This is a genomic window from Rhizobium etli CFN 42 (assembly GCF_000092045.1).
In the GTDB taxonomy this organism is placed as follows: domain Bacteria; phylum Pseudomonadota; class Alphaproteobacteria; order Rhizobiales; family Rhizobiaceae; genus Rhizobium; species Rhizobium etli.
In genome coordinates this window covers 1,134,943-1,154,737 of record NC_007761.1, presented here as the reverse complement: position 1 = coordinate 1,154,737, position 19,795 = coordinate 1,134,943, and the positions used below count along the sequence as shown (strand labels likewise).

At 63.4% G+C, this 19,795-nt stretch carries 20 protein-coding genes and 1 pseudogene; 2 read left to right on the top strand and 19 right to left on the bottom strand.

Annotated elements, in window-relative coordinates; all coding sequences use genetic code 11:
• Positions 1 to 5: 5 nt before the first annotated feature.
• From RHE_RS05640 to RHE_RS05570, 15 genes and pseudogenes are all read right to left on the bottom strand, one after another.
• A complete protein-coding gene (locus tag RHE_RS05640; RefSeq protein ID WP_011424445.1) occupies positions 6 to 1,427 on the bottom strand; it encodes a DUF885 domain-containing protein in 1,422 nt (473 codons plus the stop codon).
• Entirely contained in the window at positions 1,427 to 1,864 is a 438-nt protein-coding gene (locus RHE_RS34235) for a hypothetical protein (protein WP_244425770.1), read from the bottom strand. The genes RHE_RS05640 and RHE_RS34235 overlap by 1 nt, the downstream gene beginning before the upstream one ends.
• Positions 1,861 to 2,865 carry a tail fiber domain-containing protein gene (locus RHE_RS05630; protein ID WP_011424444.1) on the bottom strand — a complete coding sequence of 335 codons (1,005 nt, stop codon included), beginning with the start codon at positions 2,863 to 2,865 and terminating at the stop codon, positions 1,861 to 1,863. Before RHE_RS05630 ends, RHE_RS34235 begins: the two co-directional genes overlap by 4 nt.
• Positions 2,831 to 3,247, bottom strand: a complete 417-nt coding sequence (locus RHE_RS05625) for a GNAT family N-acetyltransferase (protein ID WP_042118087.1) — start codon at positions 3,245 to 3,247, stop codon at positions 2,831 to 2,833. The genes RHE_RS05630 and RHE_RS05625 overlap by 35 nt, the downstream gene beginning before the upstream one ends.
• A pseudogene (locus RHE_RS05620) lies at positions 3,244 to 5,068 on the bottom strand (hypothetical protein). Before RHE_RS05620 ends, RHE_RS05625 begins: the two are co-directional and overlap by 4 nt.
• Positions 5,065 to 5,772, bottom strand: a complete 708-nt coding sequence (locus RHE_RS05615) for a phage adaptor protein (RefSeq protein ID WP_011424442.1) — start codon at positions 5,770 to 5,772, stop codon at positions 5,065 to 5,067. The pseudogene RHE_RS05620 and the gene RHE_RS05615 overlap by 4 nt, the downstream one beginning before the upstream one ends.
• Before the next feature lie 239 nt (positions 5,773 to 6,011).
• Positions 6,012 to 6,572 carry a hypothetical protein gene (locus RHE_RS05610; protein WP_042118085.1) on the bottom strand — a complete coding sequence of 187 codons (561 nt, stop codon included), beginning with the start codon at positions 6,570 to 6,572 and terminating at the stop codon, positions 6,012 to 6,014.
• A gap of 193 nt (positions 6,573 to 6,765) precedes the next feature.
• The gene (locus RHE_RS05605; protein ID WP_011424440.1) at positions 6,766 to 7,551 is read right to left on the bottom strand and encodes a hypothetical protein; all 786 of its coding nucleotides are present in this window, start codon (positions 7,549 to 7,551) and stop codon (positions 6,766 to 6,768) included.
• Positions 7,552 to 7,573: 22 nt separating this feature from the next.
• Entirely contained in the window at positions 7,574 to 8,548 is a 975-nt protein-coding gene (locus RHE_RS05600; protein WP_011424439.1) for a phage major capsid protein, read from the bottom strand.
• Between the two features lie 32 nt (positions 8,549 to 8,580).
• Entirely contained in the window at positions 8,581 to 9,618 is a 1,038-nt protein-coding gene (locus RHE_RS05595) for a hypothetical protein (RefSeq protein WP_011424438.1), read from the bottom strand.
• Between the two features lie 92 nt (positions 9,619 to 9,710).
• Entirely contained in the window at positions 9,711 to 10,022 is a 312-nt protein-coding gene (locus RHE_RS05590; RefSeq protein WP_011424437.1) for a hypothetical protein, read from the bottom strand.
• A gap of 16 nt (positions 10,023 to 10,038) precedes the next feature.
• Positions 10,039 to 12,144 carry a hypothetical protein gene (locus tag RHE_RS05585; protein WP_011424436.1) on the bottom strand — a complete coding sequence of 702 codons (2,106 nt, stop codon included), beginning with the start codon at positions 12,142 to 12,144 and terminating at the stop codon, positions 10,039 to 10,041.
• Positions 12,144 to 13,715, bottom strand: coding sequence for a hypothetical protein (locus RHE_RS05580; RefSeq protein WP_011424435.1), 1,572 nt, complete (start codon positions 13,713 to 13,715; stop codon positions 12,144 to 12,146). Before RHE_RS05580 ends, RHE_RS05585 begins: the two co-directional genes overlap by 1 nt.
• Positions 13,681 to 14,151 (bottom strand): terminase small subunit-like protein, encoded by a 471-nt coding sequence (locus tag RHE_RS05575; RefSeq protein WP_011424434.1) that lies wholly within the window; start codon positions 14,149 to 14,151, stop codon positions 13,681 to 13,683. The genes RHE_RS05580 and RHE_RS05575 overlap by 35 nt, the downstream gene beginning before the upstream one ends.
• An 18-nt stretch (positions 14,152 to 14,169) precedes the next feature.
• Positions 14,170 to 14,406, bottom strand: a complete 237-nt coding sequence (locus RHE_RS05570; protein WP_004678143.1) for a spike base protein, RCAP_Rcc01079 family — start codon at positions 14,404 to 14,406, stop codon at positions 14,170 to 14,172.
• Positions 14,407 to 15,183: 777 nt separating this feature from the next.
• Between RHE_RS05570 and RHE_RS05565 the strand changes: the two genes are divergently transcribed.
• The gene (locus tag RHE_RS05565) at positions 15,184 to 16,083 is read left to right on the top strand and encodes a dienelactone hydrolase family protein (protein ID WP_011424432.1); all 900 of its coding nucleotides are present in this window, start codon (positions 15,184 to 15,186) and stop codon (positions 16,081 to 16,083) included.
• A 50-nt stretch (positions 16,084 to 16,133) separates the two neighbouring features.
• On the opposite strand, the gene RHE_RS05560 is transcribed toward RHE_RS05565, so the two are convergent.
• The 4 genes from RHE_RS05560 to RHE_RS05545 form a co-directional block, all read right to left on the bottom strand.
• Entirely contained in the window at positions 16,134 to 16,667 is a 534-nt protein-coding gene (locus RHE_RS05560) for a YidB family protein (RefSeq protein WP_011424431.1), read from the bottom strand.
• Between the two features lie 142 nt (positions 16,668 to 16,809).
• Positions 16,810 to 17,142 carry a hypothetical protein gene (locus RHE_RS05555; RefSeq protein WP_011424430.1) on the bottom strand — a complete coding sequence of 111 codons (333 nt, stop codon included), beginning with the start codon at positions 17,140 to 17,142 and terminating at the stop codon, positions 16,810 to 16,812.
• Positions 17,143 to 17,276: 134 nt separating this feature from the next.
• Entirely contained in the window at positions 17,277 to 18,080 is an 804-nt protein-coding gene (gene aac(3), locus RHE_RS05550) for an aminoglycoside 3-N-acetyltransferase (protein ID WP_042118081.1), read from the bottom strand.
• 149 nt (positions 18,081 to 18,229) lie between these two features.
• Entirely contained in the window at positions 18,230 to 19,126 is an 897-nt protein-coding gene (locus RHE_RS05545; RefSeq protein WP_042118079.1) for an alpha/beta hydrolase, read from the bottom strand.
• 444 nt (positions 19,127 to 19,570) lie between these two features.
• Here RHE_RS05545 and RHE_RS05540 point away from each other — a divergent pair, with 444 nt between their 5' ends.
• Positions 19,571 to 19,759, top strand: a complete 189-nt coding sequence (locus RHE_RS05540) for a hypothetical protein (RefSeq protein ID WP_042118077.1) — start codon at positions 19,571 to 19,573, stop codon at positions 19,757 to 19,759.
• Positions 19,760 to 19,795 lie beyond the last annotated feature (36 nt).

Below are 19,795 nucleotides of genomic sequence, written 5' to 3'. Positions count from 1 at the left end.
CCCCATCACCACCCACCCCCGCCATTTTGCTGCTGCGGCTGCTGAGAAAGCAATAAAGCTCTTACGAGTGCCTCCGCCTTCGGTTGGCGGACGACTTCCTTCGGCGCCGCATTCAGCGTGGCCTCGTAAAGCGGGGAACGCTGCCGAACCATTCGATCAGCGGCAGACAACGCCCGCCATGTCAGGATATTCGACAGTTCATTACTGCCCTGGCCCAGGACCGTCGGGACCAAAGCACCCACAGCCGCGCCGCTGGCGGTGGCTCCGGCGCCGCCAGTCTTGCTCGCCACCGCTGCCGCGGCGCCGCCGGCCGCCGCGCCCAGCATCCTGGCCATACCGCTTCCGCCCTCCAGAAATTTTCCTATCCGACGCGTGACGTTCTGGGCCGCGCTTCCCTCGGCAATGGTCTTGAGCGCTGCCAATTCTTCGGGAGAAAAGCCGAACATCTCCTGGTCCTGCAGAAGCGTCGAGGCAACACGTTGACGAATCGCATCGGCACCGTTCTCGGCCGAATTATGCCGTACAGCGCGGGAATCTGGAGATCTATCAGTCCCGTTCAGGATATCGGAACGCTTTGCGGCTGCGGAATTGCCGCTTGCGGCCTTAAGGGCGTCGGCCGCGTCAGTGGCCTTTCCGGCAACGACCGTCGCCGGATCGGCAGCCTCAATGAACTCGTCCAATTCTCGAATAACTCGCGACGCTGCAGCTTGATCGTTCGGATCTTTGACGTTTTGGACTATTTTTTCGAACGTCTTGCGGGCTGCGTCCAATCCCTCGATGCTCGCGAAGCTGTCTTCCGGAGGAGTGGAGAGCTTGGCGAGAATTTTATGAGTCTTCCCGGCGATGTCTGCGTCGAAACCCTCTTTTTCGAGCTTCGTTTTGGCTGCCTCTGCCATTGTTTTTACGGCATCGGCTGAGTAATCAACACGACTGTTACGCATCGTCTCGAAGTTGCGATTTGCTTCGGCATAGAGAGCGTCGCCGGATGGCGGCTCCAGCTTATCTGGCTTTCGCAAGTTCTTGCTCACGCCTGGGACGATCGCCTCTCCTGAGCGAAGCCCCGGCGTTGCCGGTGTGAAGATCGACGCAAATTCCAACGAGCGGCCAATGCCCTCCATGGTCGGCCTCCCATCTGGGCCAAACATCTGTACCTTGCCGCTGTAGACGTCACCCGGAAGCATGAAGGCGGGTTTTGCCATCCCCAGAATGCCGGCGGCGCTATCGAAATATCTGTTCCCGTCGCGGTCCCGGCTGATCGGCCAAAGTTGTCCGATATGACTCTTATCTACAGGTGGAGGGGCGCTATCTGTGGGCTGAGGGAGACTCCGCGATAGCTCATCAACCAGAAGACTCTGGTCGTCCGGAGAGAGGCTCAAAAAGCTGTCGTCGACGGTCAATTTCTGGCCATTAACCTGGATTGTCGCCATTACTGTTCAATGCTCCACAAGGTGCCGTTCGGTGTTTTGCGCATGCTCGAAGGCGTGGTTTCAGCAAGGGCGACAGGGGTAGCCCGTTGTCCCGGAACGACCGAGGCAGCGACCGGTGGAGTGACCGCTTTCGCTTGTCCTGACGCTACGGGAGTGGCATCGGCCGGGTTGAGCTTGTCATTGCGATCGAATGCTTCGTCGGAGGAGATGATCGGTGGGGGAGCTTCAGCCGCACCCGCACGCTGCTCCTTATCCTCCTGCCTGAGCGCCAGCCCGCCCATCACGGCCTGGACGAGACGCGCCGCCCCTTGCCACGGCGATTGCACCGGGCTCGTCTCCATGCCCTGCTGCAGCACGGCATAGGCCAGCCGCTTGCGCTCGTCGCTGATCTCATTTTGTGTCTTGCCGGTATCGCCGCCGAAGAGGAAACCCCTCATGCCACTGCCCTTTCGTTGTCGACGCGGTCGAAGCCGTCCGCATGTTCGAACACCGCGTCCGGGTGGATTTCTCGCACATCGTCGGACATCAGGCCGAGCTGCATCGGGCCGCCCTCCTTGTAGCGGAAGGCGTAAACCGGCAGGCCGTTCTCCAGCGTGCCGACGCGTTTGATGTCTTGCTTCAGCCGCCGGTCGGATTTCGCCCAGCCGCCAAGGAGTGTTCCGCCGAGGCCGAAGAGGCCGCCCATGGCGGCGTTCGATTGTGCGAGCTGCTGGTTGTAGATGCCCATCTTCTGATTGAAGTTCTCGTTGATCAGCCCGGCCTGGTCGACGGTCGGAAGCTGCGTCGTCGGCGTGTTGACGTAGTTCGGCTGATGCACCTGCGAGCCCGACATCAGCGCCGAGATCTCGTTCAGCGGCTGGTTGCGCTCGGTCAGGATCGAGTTTTGCGCATTCGAATGCATGTCGCCGAGATATTGGTCGGAGGCGGCCTGCTTGCGGGTGGTAAAATCGCGCATGGCGTTGTCGTAAGCCGCCGAGCCGATCGCGATGCCCTTGTCGGCCAGGCTCTGCTCGAGGCTCGCCTGGTCGCGGTCCCACTGGTTGTTGAAGCCGGATTGCCAGTGATCATTGACATATTTGTCGACATTGCCGGCGCTGAGATCGACATTGCTGCCGAGGATGCCGGAGACCTTGGCGGTCTGGTCGTTGGCGAGCCTGGCAAGGCCGAGCTGCGTCTGCTGGGTCTGATCGTAGATCGCCTGATTCTCGGGCGAATAGGTCTGATAGGCGGAATAGGTCGGCAGCTTATAGGTCTTGCCGTTCTGGTCGGTCATTGTCTGATAGCCGGTGACCTTGTATTCCAGCGAACCATCCGGCGTGTACTGGTTGGTGTGGCTGAGGCCCGCATTGGCGATGGCGGTGTCGACATTGGTGGCCGTCTGCGCCGCTGCGGTCTGGGTCGGATCAGGCGCCTTCGGGGGCTTTGGCGTGGAGACCATAGGGAAAATCCTCTTTGATGATTCCGTAAAGCAGGCCGTCGCAATCGCCGAAATAGCCGCGCTGGCGGCCTTCCGGCTGCGCACCGAGCCTGGCGAGCAGCGTCTGGGCGTTGCTGTTGTCGGCGCGGGTGCGGCAGGTGGCGCGGCGGCAGCCGAGCTGGCGGGTGACATAGTCGAACACCGCCCGCAGCAGCGTCAGCGACAGCCGGTCGGCGGCAAGCGAGATCTCGACATCGTGCCCGGTCCAGACGTTGAAGACGAAGCCGGCGATGGTCCGGCCGCGATCGACATGGGCAAGCGTGGTGTAGGGCGGGTGAAACGTGACGCCGATCCTGGCGCCCACCCAGGCGGCGATCTCCTCGCGCGGTTCGCTGACGATCAAATCGGCGCGCCCCGCTCGTAAAGCACCGAGCCGCCGACGACGGCGGCTTCCGAGACGGAGCCCGACGAGCCCGAGATCAGTGCCCGGATCGTCGGCGCCAAGGCCGAACCGGCGCCGCCGGCGGAGGCGAATTTGCGCACCAGCGAAATGCCGGGGAATTTCGCGACACCCCAGACCGCCGTTCCCCATTTCGCCGCCGCATTATTCTCGACCGACGACAGCAGCGCTGTCGGCACCTTGGTTTGGTAGTCGACCGAAATGCCGCCATACATCAGTGTGGAAACGCCGATCTGCGCCGTCACGCCGATCAGCTTCGAGAGCTTGGTCGAGAGCCCGTCGCCATATCGGCTCCAGGCGCCGACCATCAGCGCATCGATCGCCGCGCCATTGTCGTTTGCCCCCACCTCCGCCTCATAGAGCGTGCCATCGGCCGCACCGAAGAACAGCCGGTCCTGCCAGGTCGCCCAGCAGGAGGCCGGCATGCCGACGAAGCGGCACCAGGCGCCGGTCTCGGTGTTCATCACATATTGATAGGGGCCGAAGGAGGACGGCAGGTTGACGATCGCCATCTGCCGCGCCGGAAAGCTCGCAAGCTGCCATTCCTGCGAGGTCGTGCCGGTTGCGGCCACCGTCTCGCGCCAGGTCGGGCCGATTCTCGCGGTGATCGCCCCGAGGCTGGTGGCGCCGCGATCGAGCTGCACGGCCTTGGTGATCGGCACGATGCCGTCGGTCGTCATGATCGCCAGATCGGCGCCGACCGAGAGCAGGCAGCGGTCGCTGCCGAGTGGCCGGCCGAGTTTGAAGGTGCCGATCAGGCCCCAATTCGCCGCACTCGAAGGGTCGGATCCCTGGAAGACGATCACCTCGCCCTCCGAGGAGATCAGCACCAGGCACTGCTGCAGGCCGGTGGACACCGGGATCGTCCACACGTTGATCGCAACAAGCGTGCCGCCATATTTCATGTTGCCGCCGACCGGCAGCACCGTCGCCGCACCGCTGACGGCGTCGGTGGCGAGATACCAGACATTGGTTGAGTTCTTCTCGATGAACCACAGGCGCGAGCGATAGGCGGTAACGGCGGCAAGCAGCGAGGCGTCCGGTATGCCTGTAATCATCGTCGAGGCGACATAGGGCGTGGCGACCGCGCCCCTTTTCGAGCTGCGCATTGGTGACCGTTCCCGTCACGGTGACGACAAGCGTGCCGGCCGCCGGCGTGAAGGAGAGCGACACGCGGTTGCCGGCGCCTGTGCCGTTCAAGCTGCCCGAGAAGGCGCCGGAAAGCGTGACTGAGCCGGTGCCGAAGAAGCTCAGCGTATAGGCCGTGTTGCGCACGGCGACATTCTGGGTGGCGAGTGCTGCCGTGCCCACCAGGAAATTATTCGTCCAGGAGGTGCCGTTGAAGATCAGCGGCGTATCGAGGCCGTTGACGAGGCGCAGGAATTCCTGGCCGGCCGGATTGGTATATTGCTGGACCGACCAATGGGCGCTGGCGAGGCCCGAGACGACCGGCGCGCCCGCCGCACCGCCCACCGTGACGTCGAAGATCTTGTCGCCGGCGGCGGCAAACAGCCGGTTGCTGACGCCGGAATAGGGAATGACCGTCTGCACATCGGCGCCGAGACCGGTTGAAAAGGCGAGGAAGCCGTAGCGGGCGCGCACGCGGTTTGCCTCGGGAAAGAAATTGTCGAGCTGGAAGGCCGCATCTTCAGGCATATCGGCCATCTCGACATCGGTCCGCCAGCCGCCGATCGGCGCGATCCAGTCTTTGCCTGGTGAAACGCGGCGGGTGCGCCCGTTCGGGGGGACAGGTCTGCGGGTCATGGATTTTGTACCGTGATCGTGCCGGGCCAATAATTTTCGGGCGTCTGCCCCCGCGACGGCAGCGCGAGGTCGACGGGGCTTGCGGCGCGGTCGGCGCAGATGGCGGCTTCCTTGGTTCGTTCGAAGCTGGCGAGCTCCTCGCCATAGTCGAGGCCCTTGGCCCGCTTCCAGCGCCAGATCAGCGACAGCTCGAGCAGCTCTTCGGGAAAATGCGCGGTATCGGTGTCGTTGGCCCAGTTGCCGGCGGTGTTCGGGCCGCCGTTCAGCGCCACCCAGAAGCCGGAGATATAGGCATATTCCATCGTCTCGCCGGCAACATTCGGGTAGATGTCGAGCCTGCCGCCGGCCATGCGCCAGATCTGCGGCACCGGATTGGCGTTGAGGATGGTCTGGCGCTGCCAGCTCTGCGGCTCCACCGGACCGTTGAGCGCCCAGAGGCGCGAGACGTTCCAGATCCGCGCATTGGCGACGAAACGGTCCCAGGCGCCGGGCGGCTCGTCCGGCTCCGGATTGGCGCCGGTCGCCTCGAATTGCCGCCGCACCATCAGCGCCGACCAGTCATGCGCCCGCATCAGATCGCGGCCAGCGCGGGTGGAGAGGATGCGCAGCTGCATGATCTGCGGATCCGCCGAGGACATGACGGCCGTCGGCGGATCGAGGTCGATCTCCGCGCAGACGTTCTGAATGATGGTCAGGAGCGACATGCGGGGTCTCCGGTTCAGCGCGGTTGGCTGCGGAAGGTGAATTTACGTGAGGGTTGTGCCGTGTGGCCCCCTCATACGCCCTACGGGCACCTTCTCCCCGAGGGGAGAAGGGGGGATGCCGCGAGGTCTCGATTCCCTCTTCTCCCCAGCGGGGGTCCGAAGGACGGGTTGAGACCCATGGCTCAACCCCGGTCCGTGCCCGTAGGGCGGATGAGGGAGCCGCTTGCGCCAGGTCTTCTTTAGGCTACTTGCCGGCTGCGGCTCTTGCCCGTTTCGCTTTCGAGCGCCTCGAAGCGGGCGGCCATCTCCTTCATCTGCGCCTGCAGGCGGCTCACCTCGTCCTTCAGCCGCTCGTTTTCGGCGGCGAAGGCAGAAGCGGCGCTGGAGTTTTCGGCGGTGGCGAGATAGGCACGGGCGGCGGCGGTCAGCTCGTTGGCGCCCATGCCGATCTTCTGCTTGGCGGTGTCCGAAAGTGCTGCGAGCTGCTCGACGGTATAGATATTGACCGCCTCCAGCTCCTTGATCTGGCTGGGCTTGAGATAGGGCCATTGTGCCAGCGGCGTGCCGGTCAGCTGCTCGCGGGCAGCAGCACCCTCCTTGAAGCGCTTATAGGCGTCGGCAAAGCGCAGCCTGTCGTTGTCGGTCACCTCGCGATAGACCTCGGTGTGCTTGTCGCCTGCGATGAAGATGCGGACGAATTCCTTGTCGGCAAAAATCGGCCGGCCTTCCTTCTCGGTCAGAAAGGTCTGTTCGACCGGCTCGAGGCTGAAGGAGGCATAGATTCCGGTGTTGTCGGGCATGTGCTGGTCTCGCTGTTGATGGCGGGGAGATGGGATGGGCGGGGGAAACATCTCCTCTCGTCATCCTCGGCCTTGTGCCGAGGATCTGCTACGCATCGAACGGCAGCAGATGCTCGGGACAAGCCCGAGCATGACGCAAGAGAAGTTTGCGGGCCTTGTCAGTTGAACGGGCGCCGAAACACCCGCCGATTGCTTAGTTCACCTTCGACAGGAACGGCCGCATCAGCGTCGCCTCCAGCACGCCCGTCGCCGTGATGGTGATAGCAGTGCCATTGGCCGTGGCATTTGCCGAGAGCGTGATGCTCTGGATGACGCCGTTCGGGCTGTAGGTGATGCCCGCAATCGTCGTGCCGCCCGCAATCCCCGTGCCGGCGACGGCCGCGCCGATGAACGGGCCGGAACCGGCATTCAGGCCGGCGAGACCCGTCAGCAGGCTGGAGCCGTTGACCGTCGTTGCCGTAAACGTCTGGTTGGCGGCGGCAAAGTTGACATTGGCGATCGCCTTGGTGCCGACCGTTGCCGAGGCAGGCGCGCTCGCCTGGCCTGCGGTGGTGGTGGTTTCGGCAACGACGAGAGCCGCCGTTGCACTCGCCACCTGAGCCGGCGCCTGGCCGTTGCGCTGCAGCCAGAGGTAATAGGTGCCGGCGGCCAGGGTCACGGCGCCAACCGGGCCGCCGGTCAGCGTCGGCGGCTGGGCGGCACCGGAAAAGACGCCGCAGCGCTGGCCGACGACGGCGCCCGCCGTGGTCAGCAGCGAAGCGACATAATCCCTGGTCCACTGGAACCACTGACCGGGCTGAAGGGTCGTCTGCGCGGCCAGCACCAGCTGGCAATAGACCCATTCGGATTCACGATCGCCGCCGGCGACGGCGCCGAGGGCAAAGTTCGGCCCGGGAATACCGGAGCCGGAAACGATCGGGCCTTCGACGACGAACGGGTTCGCGCCAAGACGATCGGTCTGCGAAATTGCGATGGTCATTGGAGTTCTTCCTTTCGTTCGATCAGGCGAACAACACGCCCTGCAGGAAGGCGTTGTTCATGGTGAGGTTGCCGGCGAAGCCCATCAGCTGCACGAAGGCATCCTGGTTGGTGTTCATGCGTTCGTCGCCGATCGGGGCCATGTCGCGGTCGCGGTGCGGGCGGTAGAACAGGTATTTGGTGTTGAGGAAGAACATCTGGTTGGAAGGCGCGCCGCCGCCGAAGCCGCCGTCGAAGATGACGTCGGCGCCCATGTACTGCAGCGACTGGAAGCCGGCCATGCCCTTGTCGGCCGAGGTGATGCGCTGGATCGCCTGCAGCGATTCCCAGTAGAGGCGGAAGAAGTTGTTGTCGGCGACGACGAGATCGGGGGCGTCGGAGCCGCGCACGCAGGACATATAGAGCCGGTTCATGTAGCTCTGGATGTTGGCATTGGTGGCGGCCGCACCGCCATCGGCCGAGGCGGAGAATTTCTGGTTGCGCCAGAAACCCCAGGTGGCGCGCGAGATGCCGCCGACCGTGCCCGAGGTCGGCGAGGTCGAGATCAACAGCTGCAGGCCGCCGATCTGCCGGCCGCCATCGGCCGTGCCGTCGGAATAGCAGTCGAGCGCGATGTTGTTTTTCAAAGTGGTTTCGGCATTCTCGATGCGCTGCTCGAGCAGGTCGAGGATCGCATCCTCGCCGGAATTCTGCAGCTGTTCGAGACCGGACATCGAGACGGCGACCGCAGCCTGCTTCAGGTCGTATTCGGCGGCGGTGATGACGTCGGAGGGCTGGACGTTCAGGATGTCGTAGCCGGAATAGCGCTTGAAGGTGCTGTTCTCCTGGTACTGCAGTTCCTGGACGATGGTGCGGCCGCCGGAGACGGGCTTCTTGCGGCCGCGGCTGTTCAGACGGGTGAGAAGACCGTTGTTCTTCGTCACGTCGTCGGCGACCGTGCCGCTGCGGTTGCGCAGCGTCGTGGTGACAATTTCAGAGAGGTTGGGCGAGATGGGCATCGATCATTCCTTTGATCAGACTTGGCCTTTGATCAGACTTGGCCGCGCGAAAAACGCATGGCGTCGCGCAGCGAGTCGCGGATGGAGGTAGGCTGGCCTCTTGCCGCATCGCGGGTCGGGCCCGGGGCGGAAGAACCAGAGATAGATCGCGAGGCGCGGCGGGCTTGATCTGCCGCTGCGGCCCTCTGGGCATGCTGTTCTCGGACCAAGGCCGGTGCAGTCTGGCTGATCAACTGCTGGCGAATGTCCGGTCGCATCCAGCATGCGGCGTCGTAGGCGTCCTGAAGTGTCGACGCCCGCCCCGCATTGATGAGGGCAACCATGTCGTCGAGAACGTCTTCGGCATGCGCATTGGCCGGATCGGAAAGAAAGGCATCGACTTGAGTTTCGGTGTCTCTCTTCCTCAAAACATGTTCGACCGTGGCCTCGACATTGATGGGCCCGGTCTGGCGCTGGAGCTCACGCCCTGCGTGCTGGCGCTGCAGGGCCTCCCCCGTCTGCCCGTTGACCAGGGCGTGAAGATTGACGCCGGCCACCTTGGCGACGTGCAGGACGGTGTTGACGGGATCGCGGATCAGCGCGTTTTCCCATTCGATCGCCCGGCGCATGACATCGGCATGGGTCAAGCCGGCCTGGCGGACGATCGGAGTGAACTCCTCAAGGCCTTTGTAATCCTGCAGCACGCGGAAGCCGCGATCGACCTCCTGTTCCCGCTTGGCGATCGCCGCCTGCACTTCGCCAGGCAGGCTTGAAAACTGCGCCTTGGCCTCCGCCGACCAGCCGGGCGGAACCCGGTTGCCGATGGCGGCGGGCTGCTCGCCACCCTGCCCCCGGCTCTCAGCCTGCGGCGTCTGCTGTCGCTCGGCCGCGGCAGCGGCCTGCTCCTGGCCTTTGGCGATGAAGCGGCCGTTTTCGCCGTCGCGCGGCCGGACCGCTAGATCGTCCGGTCCCTGTGCTTCGACGGTGTCGATCGCCGCCTGCAGGCTGTCGCGGATGCTCGCCGGCTTGTCGGTCGATGCGCCAAAATCGCCGCTGCCGCTGCCGGCCTCGTTGAAGTCGTCCATATCCATTGGGAAAATTCCTATTTCGGGGATTGATGCCCGTTAGAGCTTTTATGCATGTCGTTATCCCGGAACCGCTGCACACTTCCGGGCGACATGCATTAGGCGTTGTATTCGGCGTAGACCCGCCGCAACTCGTTGCGGATCGCCTTCCGGTCCGCTTTGGGTTTTTCGATCGGCTGCGGCTCCTCATTGCCGATCTCGACCAGGCCGGCCGCCCGGTAGGCGGAACGCAGCTTGGCTTTCGAGGTGTAATGCCGGCCGTCGTGCATCGACTGGATCTCGATGCTGTCGCTGACGAAATGCGGCGCGGGCAGATCCGACTGGGCGAGGTTTTTCACCGGCATGCAATTGTGCGGCCACGTGTCGAGCTGATGCCAGCCGCCGCAGACGCGGCAATAACGTTCTCTCATGCTGTTGCTCCCGGGCTTACTGATAGCTCGCGCGCATCTGTTCGACCGCCTGCGCCGCCGCCTCGCTGCGTGCCTGCTCGACGGCGGCGCGATGCTCGAACTCGGCTTGCGCGACGCCAAGCTCGGCTTTCCGCTGTTCGGCGCCCGCTTTCACTTCAGCGGTCTTCAGCTTGAGCATCTCGGCGGGCGAAGGCTGCGGCTCCGGTTTCGGCGCGCTGGCTGCCCCGGAGAGCTGCGCGCCCACCTGCTCCAGCATGCCTTCGAGCTGGCGGCCGGCGCGGAAGCCGCGGGCGGCAAAGAGCAGTGTTTCGACCATGACCGGCACCAGCAGCGGGCTCTGCTGCGCCATCGCGCCGGCCTGCTGCATGAAGCCGCCGACCATCTGGACGAATTCCATTCGGCGCTGCTTTTCGGCATTTTCGTCCGGCTCGATCGTCGAATCCGTCTCGATCTCGATCTGGAAACCGCGAATGCTGTCATTGCGCAGCAGCTGCACCACCTCGTCGATCGTCGGCTGCCCCATCATCTGCTGCAGCTGCGGCGGCAATTCGGGCGGCGCCATTTCGGGGGACGCCATTTTGGGGGGCGATTGGGCCGGCCGTCCCATCTGCTCGGCTCGCATCGCCGTCTGCTGCGCCGCCATCTGCATCTGCTGCATCTGCATCTCGACCTGCTGCTTCTCAGCCATCGTCGGCAGCTTGATGCCGCTCACCAGCATCAGCGTTTCCGGCTGGAACTGGTCGCAGATGATTTCGCCGGCGAGGCGGATGATGTCGCGGGCAAAGCGGGCAAGCTCGGCCTGGCGGTCGCGGATGCGGATCGAGCCCCACTGGCTCTTGATCCGCTGTGCCGTCGCCGTCTCGGACGCCTGGGTATCGCCGCGGACGATGTCGGAGATGCCGGTGATCTGGTAGACATCCTCGATCAGCTGCTTGCGCGCCGCCATGCAGGCGACGATCACCTTCTGCACCTCGTCGATCGGCAATGTCACGACCGCTTTCGAGCCGCCCTTGTCGGTGAACGCCGCCCATTCCGGGATCGGCACCATCACCATGTCGTTTTCAGGCCGCATCGCCTTCTCGATCGCCGGCGAGATCGCGCCGTCGCCGGAGGGATAGAACACTTTCAGCCGCAGCTGATCGGTCAGCTTGTTGATGCGTTTGGTCAGAAGATCGATCTCGTCGCATTGCTGCTGGTAATAGACGTAATCCGGAACCGGGATCAGCGAGCTGGTCGAGACCGTGCCATAAGCCGGGCGCGGGCAAGGCCAGAAATGCGTCAGCTCGAGCGGCGGCTCGGAAACTTCGAGCGCCACCGGCGAGCCGTCGGCAATCCAGACGGTATAGTTCTCGCTCTTGCACCAGATTTCCCAGACATGGGTCTTGCCCTCGTTTTCGGCGCGCTCGGCCTGGCTGGCGCCCTTGCCGCCCGCTGCCGCCTGCGCCGCCCCGGAGGCCATCGCCTCACGGCCGAAGCGTTTTTCCATCTCCTCGTCGGCCATGGGCACGCGCCGGGCCACCCAGGTCACGTCCTTCCAGCGGCGGGCCGGCGAGTGCAGGAAATCCGACCAATGGACATAATCGATGCAGACGCGCTCGTCGGCGATCGCCTCCATCGAGGGACCGCCCATCTCGCCGGACAGGCCATCCGCCGGCGGGTCCGAGGGCGCCACGCCCATGTCGAGCGGCTCGAAATCGGCCTCGTAGCGCAGCCACACCGTGCCGCGGGCGCAGAGCAGGAAATCGTCGCGTACCGCCCGCATGATCGAATCGAGGTCGGCCTCGTCGCCTGTGTAAGCGAGATTGCGCTCGACGATTTCCGAAGCGATGCGCGCCACCGGCTCGGCATCCTTGAAGCGGCGCTCGACGACCGGCTGCGGCATCCGGGCATAGACGGCCGGCTGCAGCACCGCGGTATTGGCCCAGAGCATCGGAAAGCGGCGCTTGGCGGCGCTCGTCTGATCTGGTTGCTGGTCGAGATAGATCTTCTCGATCTTGGCGCAGCGGTCATGCCAGGACTTGAAATAGCGCTGGGCGCGTTCGAGCTCCTGCTGCCAATGGGCGCCGACCTTTGCCGGATCCCAGCGCTCTCCGCCCTCAAAAGCCGTTATCTCGTCTTCCATCAAACACGCTCGCTAAAGGTCGGGGTGGACTCGGCAAATTCGTTGAATGTCATCGTCTGGAAGGTCGGCGGCGGCTTACGCTCGCGCTTCAGCGGTTCGGGCGCCAGGCCGGTGAAGATGATGGCGAGACCGCCGAAAGCATCGGCGCCGTGCGAGGCCCAGTTGTGCAGCGGCTCGTCGCGGAAGACGCCGAGATCCTCGTCCCAGTCCTTGCGGTAGTTGCGCAGGCATTTGATGCCTTGGGCGCAGCCGGCCTGGTCGAACTCGACCTTGGCCAATATGCGCCGCGTGCCGTTGATGCGGTCATGGACATAGGCGCGCTCGACCTTGCGCACCGTGCCGAGGCCGCGCGCCTTGACCTCTTTCAGCATGATTTCGATGCGGGTCATGCCGCCGCGCGTCCATTCCCGCACCTTGATGTCGTGCGGCATGTTGTGGACGCCGTAGACATAACCATGTCCGGCGGCCCGGCGCTCCAGCTCGTCGAGCATCCCGTCCATGCCGGTGCCGGTATGCTCGAAATAGCCGATCATCCTGACGCGACCGGGCAGCACCTGAAAGAGCCAGACACTGTTGGCATCGTCCATGCCGATATCGGAGATGGTGTGGACGGGGTAGCCCTCCACATGCGGGAACACGCCGATGCGCTCCTCGGCGTCGGCGATCGCCATCTGATCGGCATAATAAGCGCCTTCGACGCTCGCCTCAAAAGCTTCGGCCGGCGTCGAGGGATATTCGCGCTTCATGTCGCCCAGCTGGACCTCGGCCTTCTTGACATACCAGGCCTTCTGCCCTTCCGTCAGCGCGATCCCCTGCTCGGCGAGCTCACGGAAATATTTGACGAATGCATCGCTGATGATGACGCCCTCGGGCGCGATCGAATATTGCGGCTCCTTCCACCAGGGAAAGAAGTGGAACTTGAAGTCGAGCTCGGTCAGCGCGAGCGCCTGGCGCTGCTTGACCTGCGCGTCCTCGCAGAGCGAATAGAAATGCCCCTCCTGGCCTTCCGCCGTGCTTTCGACGAAGACCAGCTGGCCCGCCTGCACCGTATTCAGGGCGCCGGTTCTGACTTCCCGCGCCTTGTCGGGATATTTGGCGCAGAGCTTTCCGTATTCGGAGATATGCAGATATTGTAGTGTGCCCGAGCGCAGCGACGTGCCGACGCGGATGCTCGAATTGTTGGCGAGCAGCAATTCGCTCTGGTTGGTCCTGACGACAGGCACGGCGTTGCGGATGCCCTCGGGCAGATTGTCATAGGGATATTTGATCTTGTCCCGAAAAATCGTCTGCACGTCGCCGAGCGTATGGGCGATGGTGCCGGCTCGGATATCGCGGTTGAAGACGCAGGCGTCGAGCATGAAGATCTGGATGAAGGTCGTCAGCCCCAGCTGGCGGGCCTTCAGGAGCACGTTGAGATAATGCATCTCCTCGAAAAGGCTCATCTGCATCATGTTCATCTCGAACCTGACGCGCCTGCCCGCCTTGTCGGTGATCCAGTAGAGATTGTTCAGCCGCCAGCGCCAGTCGGAAAACCGGTCAACCGCCGTTTGGAAGTCCGCGCGTCCTGCCATTGACGACCTCCAGCAATTGCGAGACTTCGCCGGTCACGCTCTGTTCGGGCTCGACCTTGGTGCCATATTTCTTCGGCCGCAGCTTTTCGGCGACCCATTGGCGGGTGGCGATGCGCAGCTGCGAACGCCTGATCGCCTCGCCATTTTCCTGCCAGCCGGTGGTCTCGCCGGCCGCATTCTTCTTTTCGACCCAGTCGTCGCTGCGGTCGTCGGCGATCTCGACCAGCTCGTCGACGAAGCTGTCGGCCATGATCTCGCGGGCCAGCGCATATCGCGCGCGGAACGCCGCCTTCTCCTCGTCCGCCAGCCAGGACAGCACCGTCGATTTCGACGGCATGTCCTCATCCCGGCAAATCGAGCGCAGGCTTTCGCGGTCGGCAATGCGATCGCAGATCTTCTCGGCCAGCGCCTGGCTGAACTTGGTCGGTCTGCCCATCGGTCGGCGTCTGAACGCTCAGAACAATGCGACGATATTCGACGCCGTCGTCCCGGTCAGCGCCACGATCGCGGCATGAACGGGCAGGATCGTCCCGGCCGGAACGCTCTTGAAGATAACAGGATCCACGTCGCGCCGCGGCGCAATTGCCACATCGCCGGCCGTGCCGATATAAAGCGCGCGGGCGCCGACAATGGCGCTATCGTTCGGCGTCACCACCGCGGCCCGCGAGGCCGGCGCAATCGAGGCGTCCATTGCAGTTCTCCTTGTGAGGGGCGGATGTCCATGCCGACGCGGCTCGGTCCCGATGTGATCGAACATCAGGGGCTGAGACGGACAAATATGGCGGGATCAACGATGATCTGAGGAGGCGCGAGACCGAGTCGGCGCCGACCTGAGCGTCGACATCACCTCTCGATTCAAATTTCGCAGCTTGGATTTGCGGTAGTGATAAATGATCTGCCGGGGGGTGATCAAGCGCTGATTGTCGGTCTCGCGCCAGGGTGAAATCGAGCCTTCTCGACCACGGTGGACCCCAATTCCAGGCTCTCCTCCGACAGGTTTGGCAAAACGCCACCCCACCCTCCGTCATCCTCGGCCTTGTGCCGAGGATCCATGCCCGGTTCTGATGGAGGCCGACGTGGATCCTCGGGTCAAGCCCTGGGATGACGGAAGGGGTGAGCTCTGTGGCAAATCCGGTGGCAGTGGCTCACCCGCAGGCCTGGGCGGGTGACGATTCGATCGAAGGACGACCCGACTTCATCGTCGACATCACCTCTGGATTCAACATTCGCAGCTTGGAATTACGGCAGTCTTAAATGATCCGCCAGGGGGTGATCAAGCGCTGATCGCCGGTCTCACGCCAATGTAAATCGAGCCTTCTCGCCCAGGTAGACGGCAGAATCCACGCGCTGCTCCGGCAGGTTCGGCAAAACGCTACCCCCACACTCCGTCATCCCAGGCCTTGAGCCTGGGATCCATGCCCGCCCAGCAAAGCCAGCGTGGATCCTCGGACGGCAAGCAATACCATCCATGGGGATCGAGGATTATAGTGGCAGCAGACTGTCGATCACACGGGTGGAGGAGCCTGTGAAAACCGCAAGACTTTTGCTTTGCCTTGTCGCCTTCGCCTTCGCCGTGCCTGAGGCCGCGGCCAAGGCCGAGGAACTGGTGCGGTTCGAAAGCGTGCCGGTAAAGCTCAGTCCGTTTCGCATCCGCAAAGCCCGGGAATTGGGGGAAATTCTGCCTCAGCCGCAAGGCACGCCGCTGCTCGGATTTTTGTTCCGCCCCGAAGGCGACGGCCCTTTCCCGGCAATCGTCGTCATGCATGGATGCGATCACCTGCGTTCGAGCGTCAGGGAGCTTTGGCCCAAACGGCTGGTCAGATGGGGTTATGTCGTGCTTGTTGTCGACAGCTTCACCACCCGCAACCTTGCCGACACGTGTCGGAGCCATCTTCCTGCCCGCGCCTTCGATGCCTATGGCGCTTTGGATTTCCTGTCGAAATTAGGCTTTGTCGACGCGCAGCGCGTCGCCTTGATGGGTTTCGCCGCCGGCGGCACCACGACATTGGATGCGACGAAAATCGAAGGATACGAGCAGCTGATGGAGCGCAAGTTCAGGGCGGCAATTGCCTATTATCCCGCCTGTGACGCAGATCGGGGCGATCCGACGGTGCCGACCTTGATCATGACCGGCGAACGAGACAATTGGAGCCGGGCTGAACGGTGCCAGAAGCGGCTTGCCCGCCTCAGCGACAATGCCCCGCCCGTCGAGCTCAACATCTACAAGGGCGTCTATCACAATTTCGATGCGCCGGAGTTCATGGTGGGAAGGAGGCTGCTGGGTCATATCGAAAAATACGACCCCGACGCTGCGGCGAAGTCCATGCGCAGCGTTTACGCCTTTCTTCGAAAGTACCTGGCGAACTAAAGCCCCGATGATCTCCCGGCAAACATTGCGACGGTGCGTTTGCACCAGGACTAAACGCTGCTCGGCCCCCCTGACGGCGCCGCCTGGCTGGCCGACGATGAAAACGCCTCTTCGGGGCTCGGCACTTTCCCCTCCGGCGTCAGATCGTCGACGGCTTTCGGAAGATCGCGGCTCAGCCGGCCGAGAATCTCCTGATGCGAGAGGCCGGTATTCCTGGCGATCTCGTCCAGGACATCCGGGCCGAGGGCTGTGGCAAGTTCGCCGTCATTGATGGCGGCATTTTGCCCGCGGCGCACCCAGGACTCCATCTTGTCGCCCTGGCCGTTCTGCTGAAAGGTTTTCAGGAGGTCGCCGATACCGCCGCTGACGATGCTGCCGGAGCTCAAGCCGCCGAGAAGGCCACCGAGACCGCCGGAGCCGGCCAGTCCGCCGAGAATGCCGCCGAGCCCGCCTGACGGCTGGCCTCCGGCGCCTGCCTGCTGCGGGTTCTGGAGGCCCCGCAGGAGCTCCCGGATCTTGTCCCTGTTCTGGTAACCGGCAACGGCAAGAACGGCGAGAAGCGCCTTCATTTGACCGCTCATCATGATGAAATCCTCCTGTGGTGCTCCGGGGGTTCACGCCGGCCGGAGTGCTGAATGGGCGCAATGTTCACAATCGTAGAAAGCTCCCCACCGGCGGGCAGAACGGCCCGAGCCGGTGGCACTGTTCGACTGTCTGAAGGTACGGTCAGATTTCCGGGCAACCGCGCCGGTTGGCGAAAACCATGCGGTCCGGCCCGCGGCGCGTCATCCCCTCGACGACGATGCTGCGCGGCGACATGCGGACGATACGGGCCCGGCGAAGGCCTTCGCTGCGGGCGATGTCGAGCGCATCGTCGGGATCGCAGCGGCGCGGCCCCCGGCGGTCGTAGCGGTCGTAATCGCGATCCCTGTCGTAGACGCCGACGCCTCCGGGGCCGATGCGCAGCTCCATATCCTGCGCGGCCGCAATCGTTGGTGCGATCGTCAGGCCGCTCATGGAGGCCAGGCCGATCAACACGAACTGAAGAGACTTATGCATGGATTCCTCCCATGGCCTTGTTGCTTATCGCCATACCAACATCGCCATCGGCATTTTGTTCCGTGAGGCTGGAGGAGCCGGCGCAGGGGAGAAAGCTGGAGCCTGCCACCGCAACGCGGAGCCGCTCAACGTGCTCAGGCGTGATGCTCCAGCCAGGCGACAGCGAAGCTGCAGATCGAAGCCGCATCGACCAGCACCGATGGCGCGTCTCCAATCAGGCCCTGTGCGCCCTGCCCGCCGGCGAGAAAGGCACTGACGATCCGGGCGAAGCAATCGCTTTCGAGCCCGGGCACGACCGGGTCGCCGGTGTCGAATTCCTCGAGCATGCGCCACACCACGCCGGCCGGCGTGGCAAAGGGCACTTCATAGCGGCGCAGGCGCTTGTTCGGGATTTCAGCCAAGTGCTCGGCGTGGTGGAGAAGGGTCATCGTATCGAGCGGGGCTCCGGCCATGAGGACCTTGCCGCCGGCCACCACGAGTTTGGCGAGCGGAGAGCCCTCGCCATAGCCGTAATCGAGCGGGTGGTCGGCGGTCAGCCAGTCGGCTCTGGCGCCGATCGCCGCGACCGAGGCGCCGGGATTGCCGCTGCGCCGCGCCCCTGCCGTCGTTCGAAGGAATTCCGGGAATATGCCATTGTCGCGGATCGCCCGGGAGGTCATGGGATCGAAAGGCGCGATATGGTCGCGCCATTCGAAAGGAACACGGCCGTCCTCGTCGAGCAGTTCGTCATAGGCGCCGTTCCAGTCCGTGTAGGCGACGATGGTGCCGGAACGGCCGACGACGTCGCGCAGCGCATCGATGAACATGTCGGGACCGTTGAGCAACCGCCCGAGGCTGCTGATGGCGGCATGCACCATGACCATGTCGCCAGCGCGGAGTCCGAGCTTCTCCAGATCCTTGCCGAGCGAGAGACGGGTATGAAAGTGCGGAGCGGTCATCAGCCAACGATCATCGGGTCGTGGGCGGGAGTCAATGCTCCCCGTTCGGGCTTTGCTTACAGGACACATTGATCGCAATGCCCTGCTGCCGCCCAGGGCGCCTGCCGCCTCCCGCGCCTGCGGTGCAACTGCGGCAGACCGCGCGGGGCTCATGCTACATCCGTCAACAGTCCAGGCTTGACGGTCGGCAAGGCGGAACGCTCCTCGATCATCGCGTTCAGCATCCGCAATGCCACGGCCGGGGCGACGTGATGCGGCATATGGCCGACGCCCTCCAGGCGTTTCACGAGAAGGCGGGGATGCCTCTGCCGGAGCCAGTCGATGTGCAAACTCGGATCGACGACCGGGTCTTGCGACCCGAAGAGCACATGGATGGGAACCTGCTCAGGCAGGCCGGGCAGCAGAGCCATGTCTCGGTTGAAAGCGCGCAGCTCGTCAGCCATGGTTTCAATCGCGGTGGGCCGGATCATATGGTCCGCAGGCAGCATGTTCAGGTGGGACGGCAGTGCATTGGGGAATGATGATGACCGAAGCCCGTGCCGGAGAAAGAGAGAGGCCCAGCGAGACATGATGTGTCGGCGGATCAGCGGCCCTATCACCGGCGCGACGGCGGTGCGCAGCAGGATCAAAGGCTTCGGGGGAACGGGGCTGCAGCAGGGCGAGATCAACAGGAGTGCCTTTACGAGCTCAGCTCTGCGGGCAGCCAGATGAAGGGCCGGGGCACTGCCGATCGAATGGCCGACGATCGTGACAGGGCCTAGCCCCGAGGTATCGAGAAAGCGCTCAAGCCAGAAAGATTGCCCGAGTGGACCCCGTTCCTGCGGCAGAAGCGAGGAACTCCAACCGTAACCAGGACGATCGATGGCAATCAGTCGCTGCTGGCTGTTTTCGAGAGGAAGCAGCACCTCTTCCGCCAGACTGCCGCAGCCATGCAGAACAACAACCGGGCTTCCGTTTGGTGAGCCGCTTTCAAGGACATGAACCTGATGGTCATCGATGACGCTGATCGTCCCGAGTCTGGGCCTGATGGGCTGCTTTTTCAACATGGGCAGCAAACCTGGCAGGCCGGCAAAAGTTCCACCGCTGATGGCGCAAGCGACTGATAACATGTAATTTAAAACATCATCGACGGACCTTCGCGAGGGCGCGGCGAACTTTTGGCCGGCATCCGATACGCGTGCCGCGGACCATTTCACTCACACCGGGGTTCCATACGGCCACTTACATCTTATTCTAGTGTCCTCGCGCCACTATGTCCGCGGAGCGTGTGTCACGCCGATTTCACGCGATTTCGACGCCGGCTCTGGTTAGATTCTGCTGAGATTTCGCCAGCAAGATTTTGGCTGAAACAGAATGTGTGTCGGGACGCGTTTCGGACAACACCGCCGGCCGCCGCAATGGTGAGGGCCGACCAAGCATTGCCCCTCCAGGGTGGGCGCCGGTCGGCCTGTTTTTGATCTTGATCATGCTGCATAAGGAGGCAGCTGAAGATGCTATTCCCGGTGCATTCAAAGACGATCGCCGAACTTGATTACGACAGCCAAACCTGCCTCTTGCGGGTCCGCTACAAAGACGGACGAGTAAGCTCTGTTCCCAATGTCGCTCCCACGCACGTGATGAAAATCGTCGCGCGGCTTCCCGTCGAAAAATCGTCATACCTCATGCAGACGGCGATCTGAGACGGGAAAGCGGATCAGTCAGACAGCGCCTCTTTC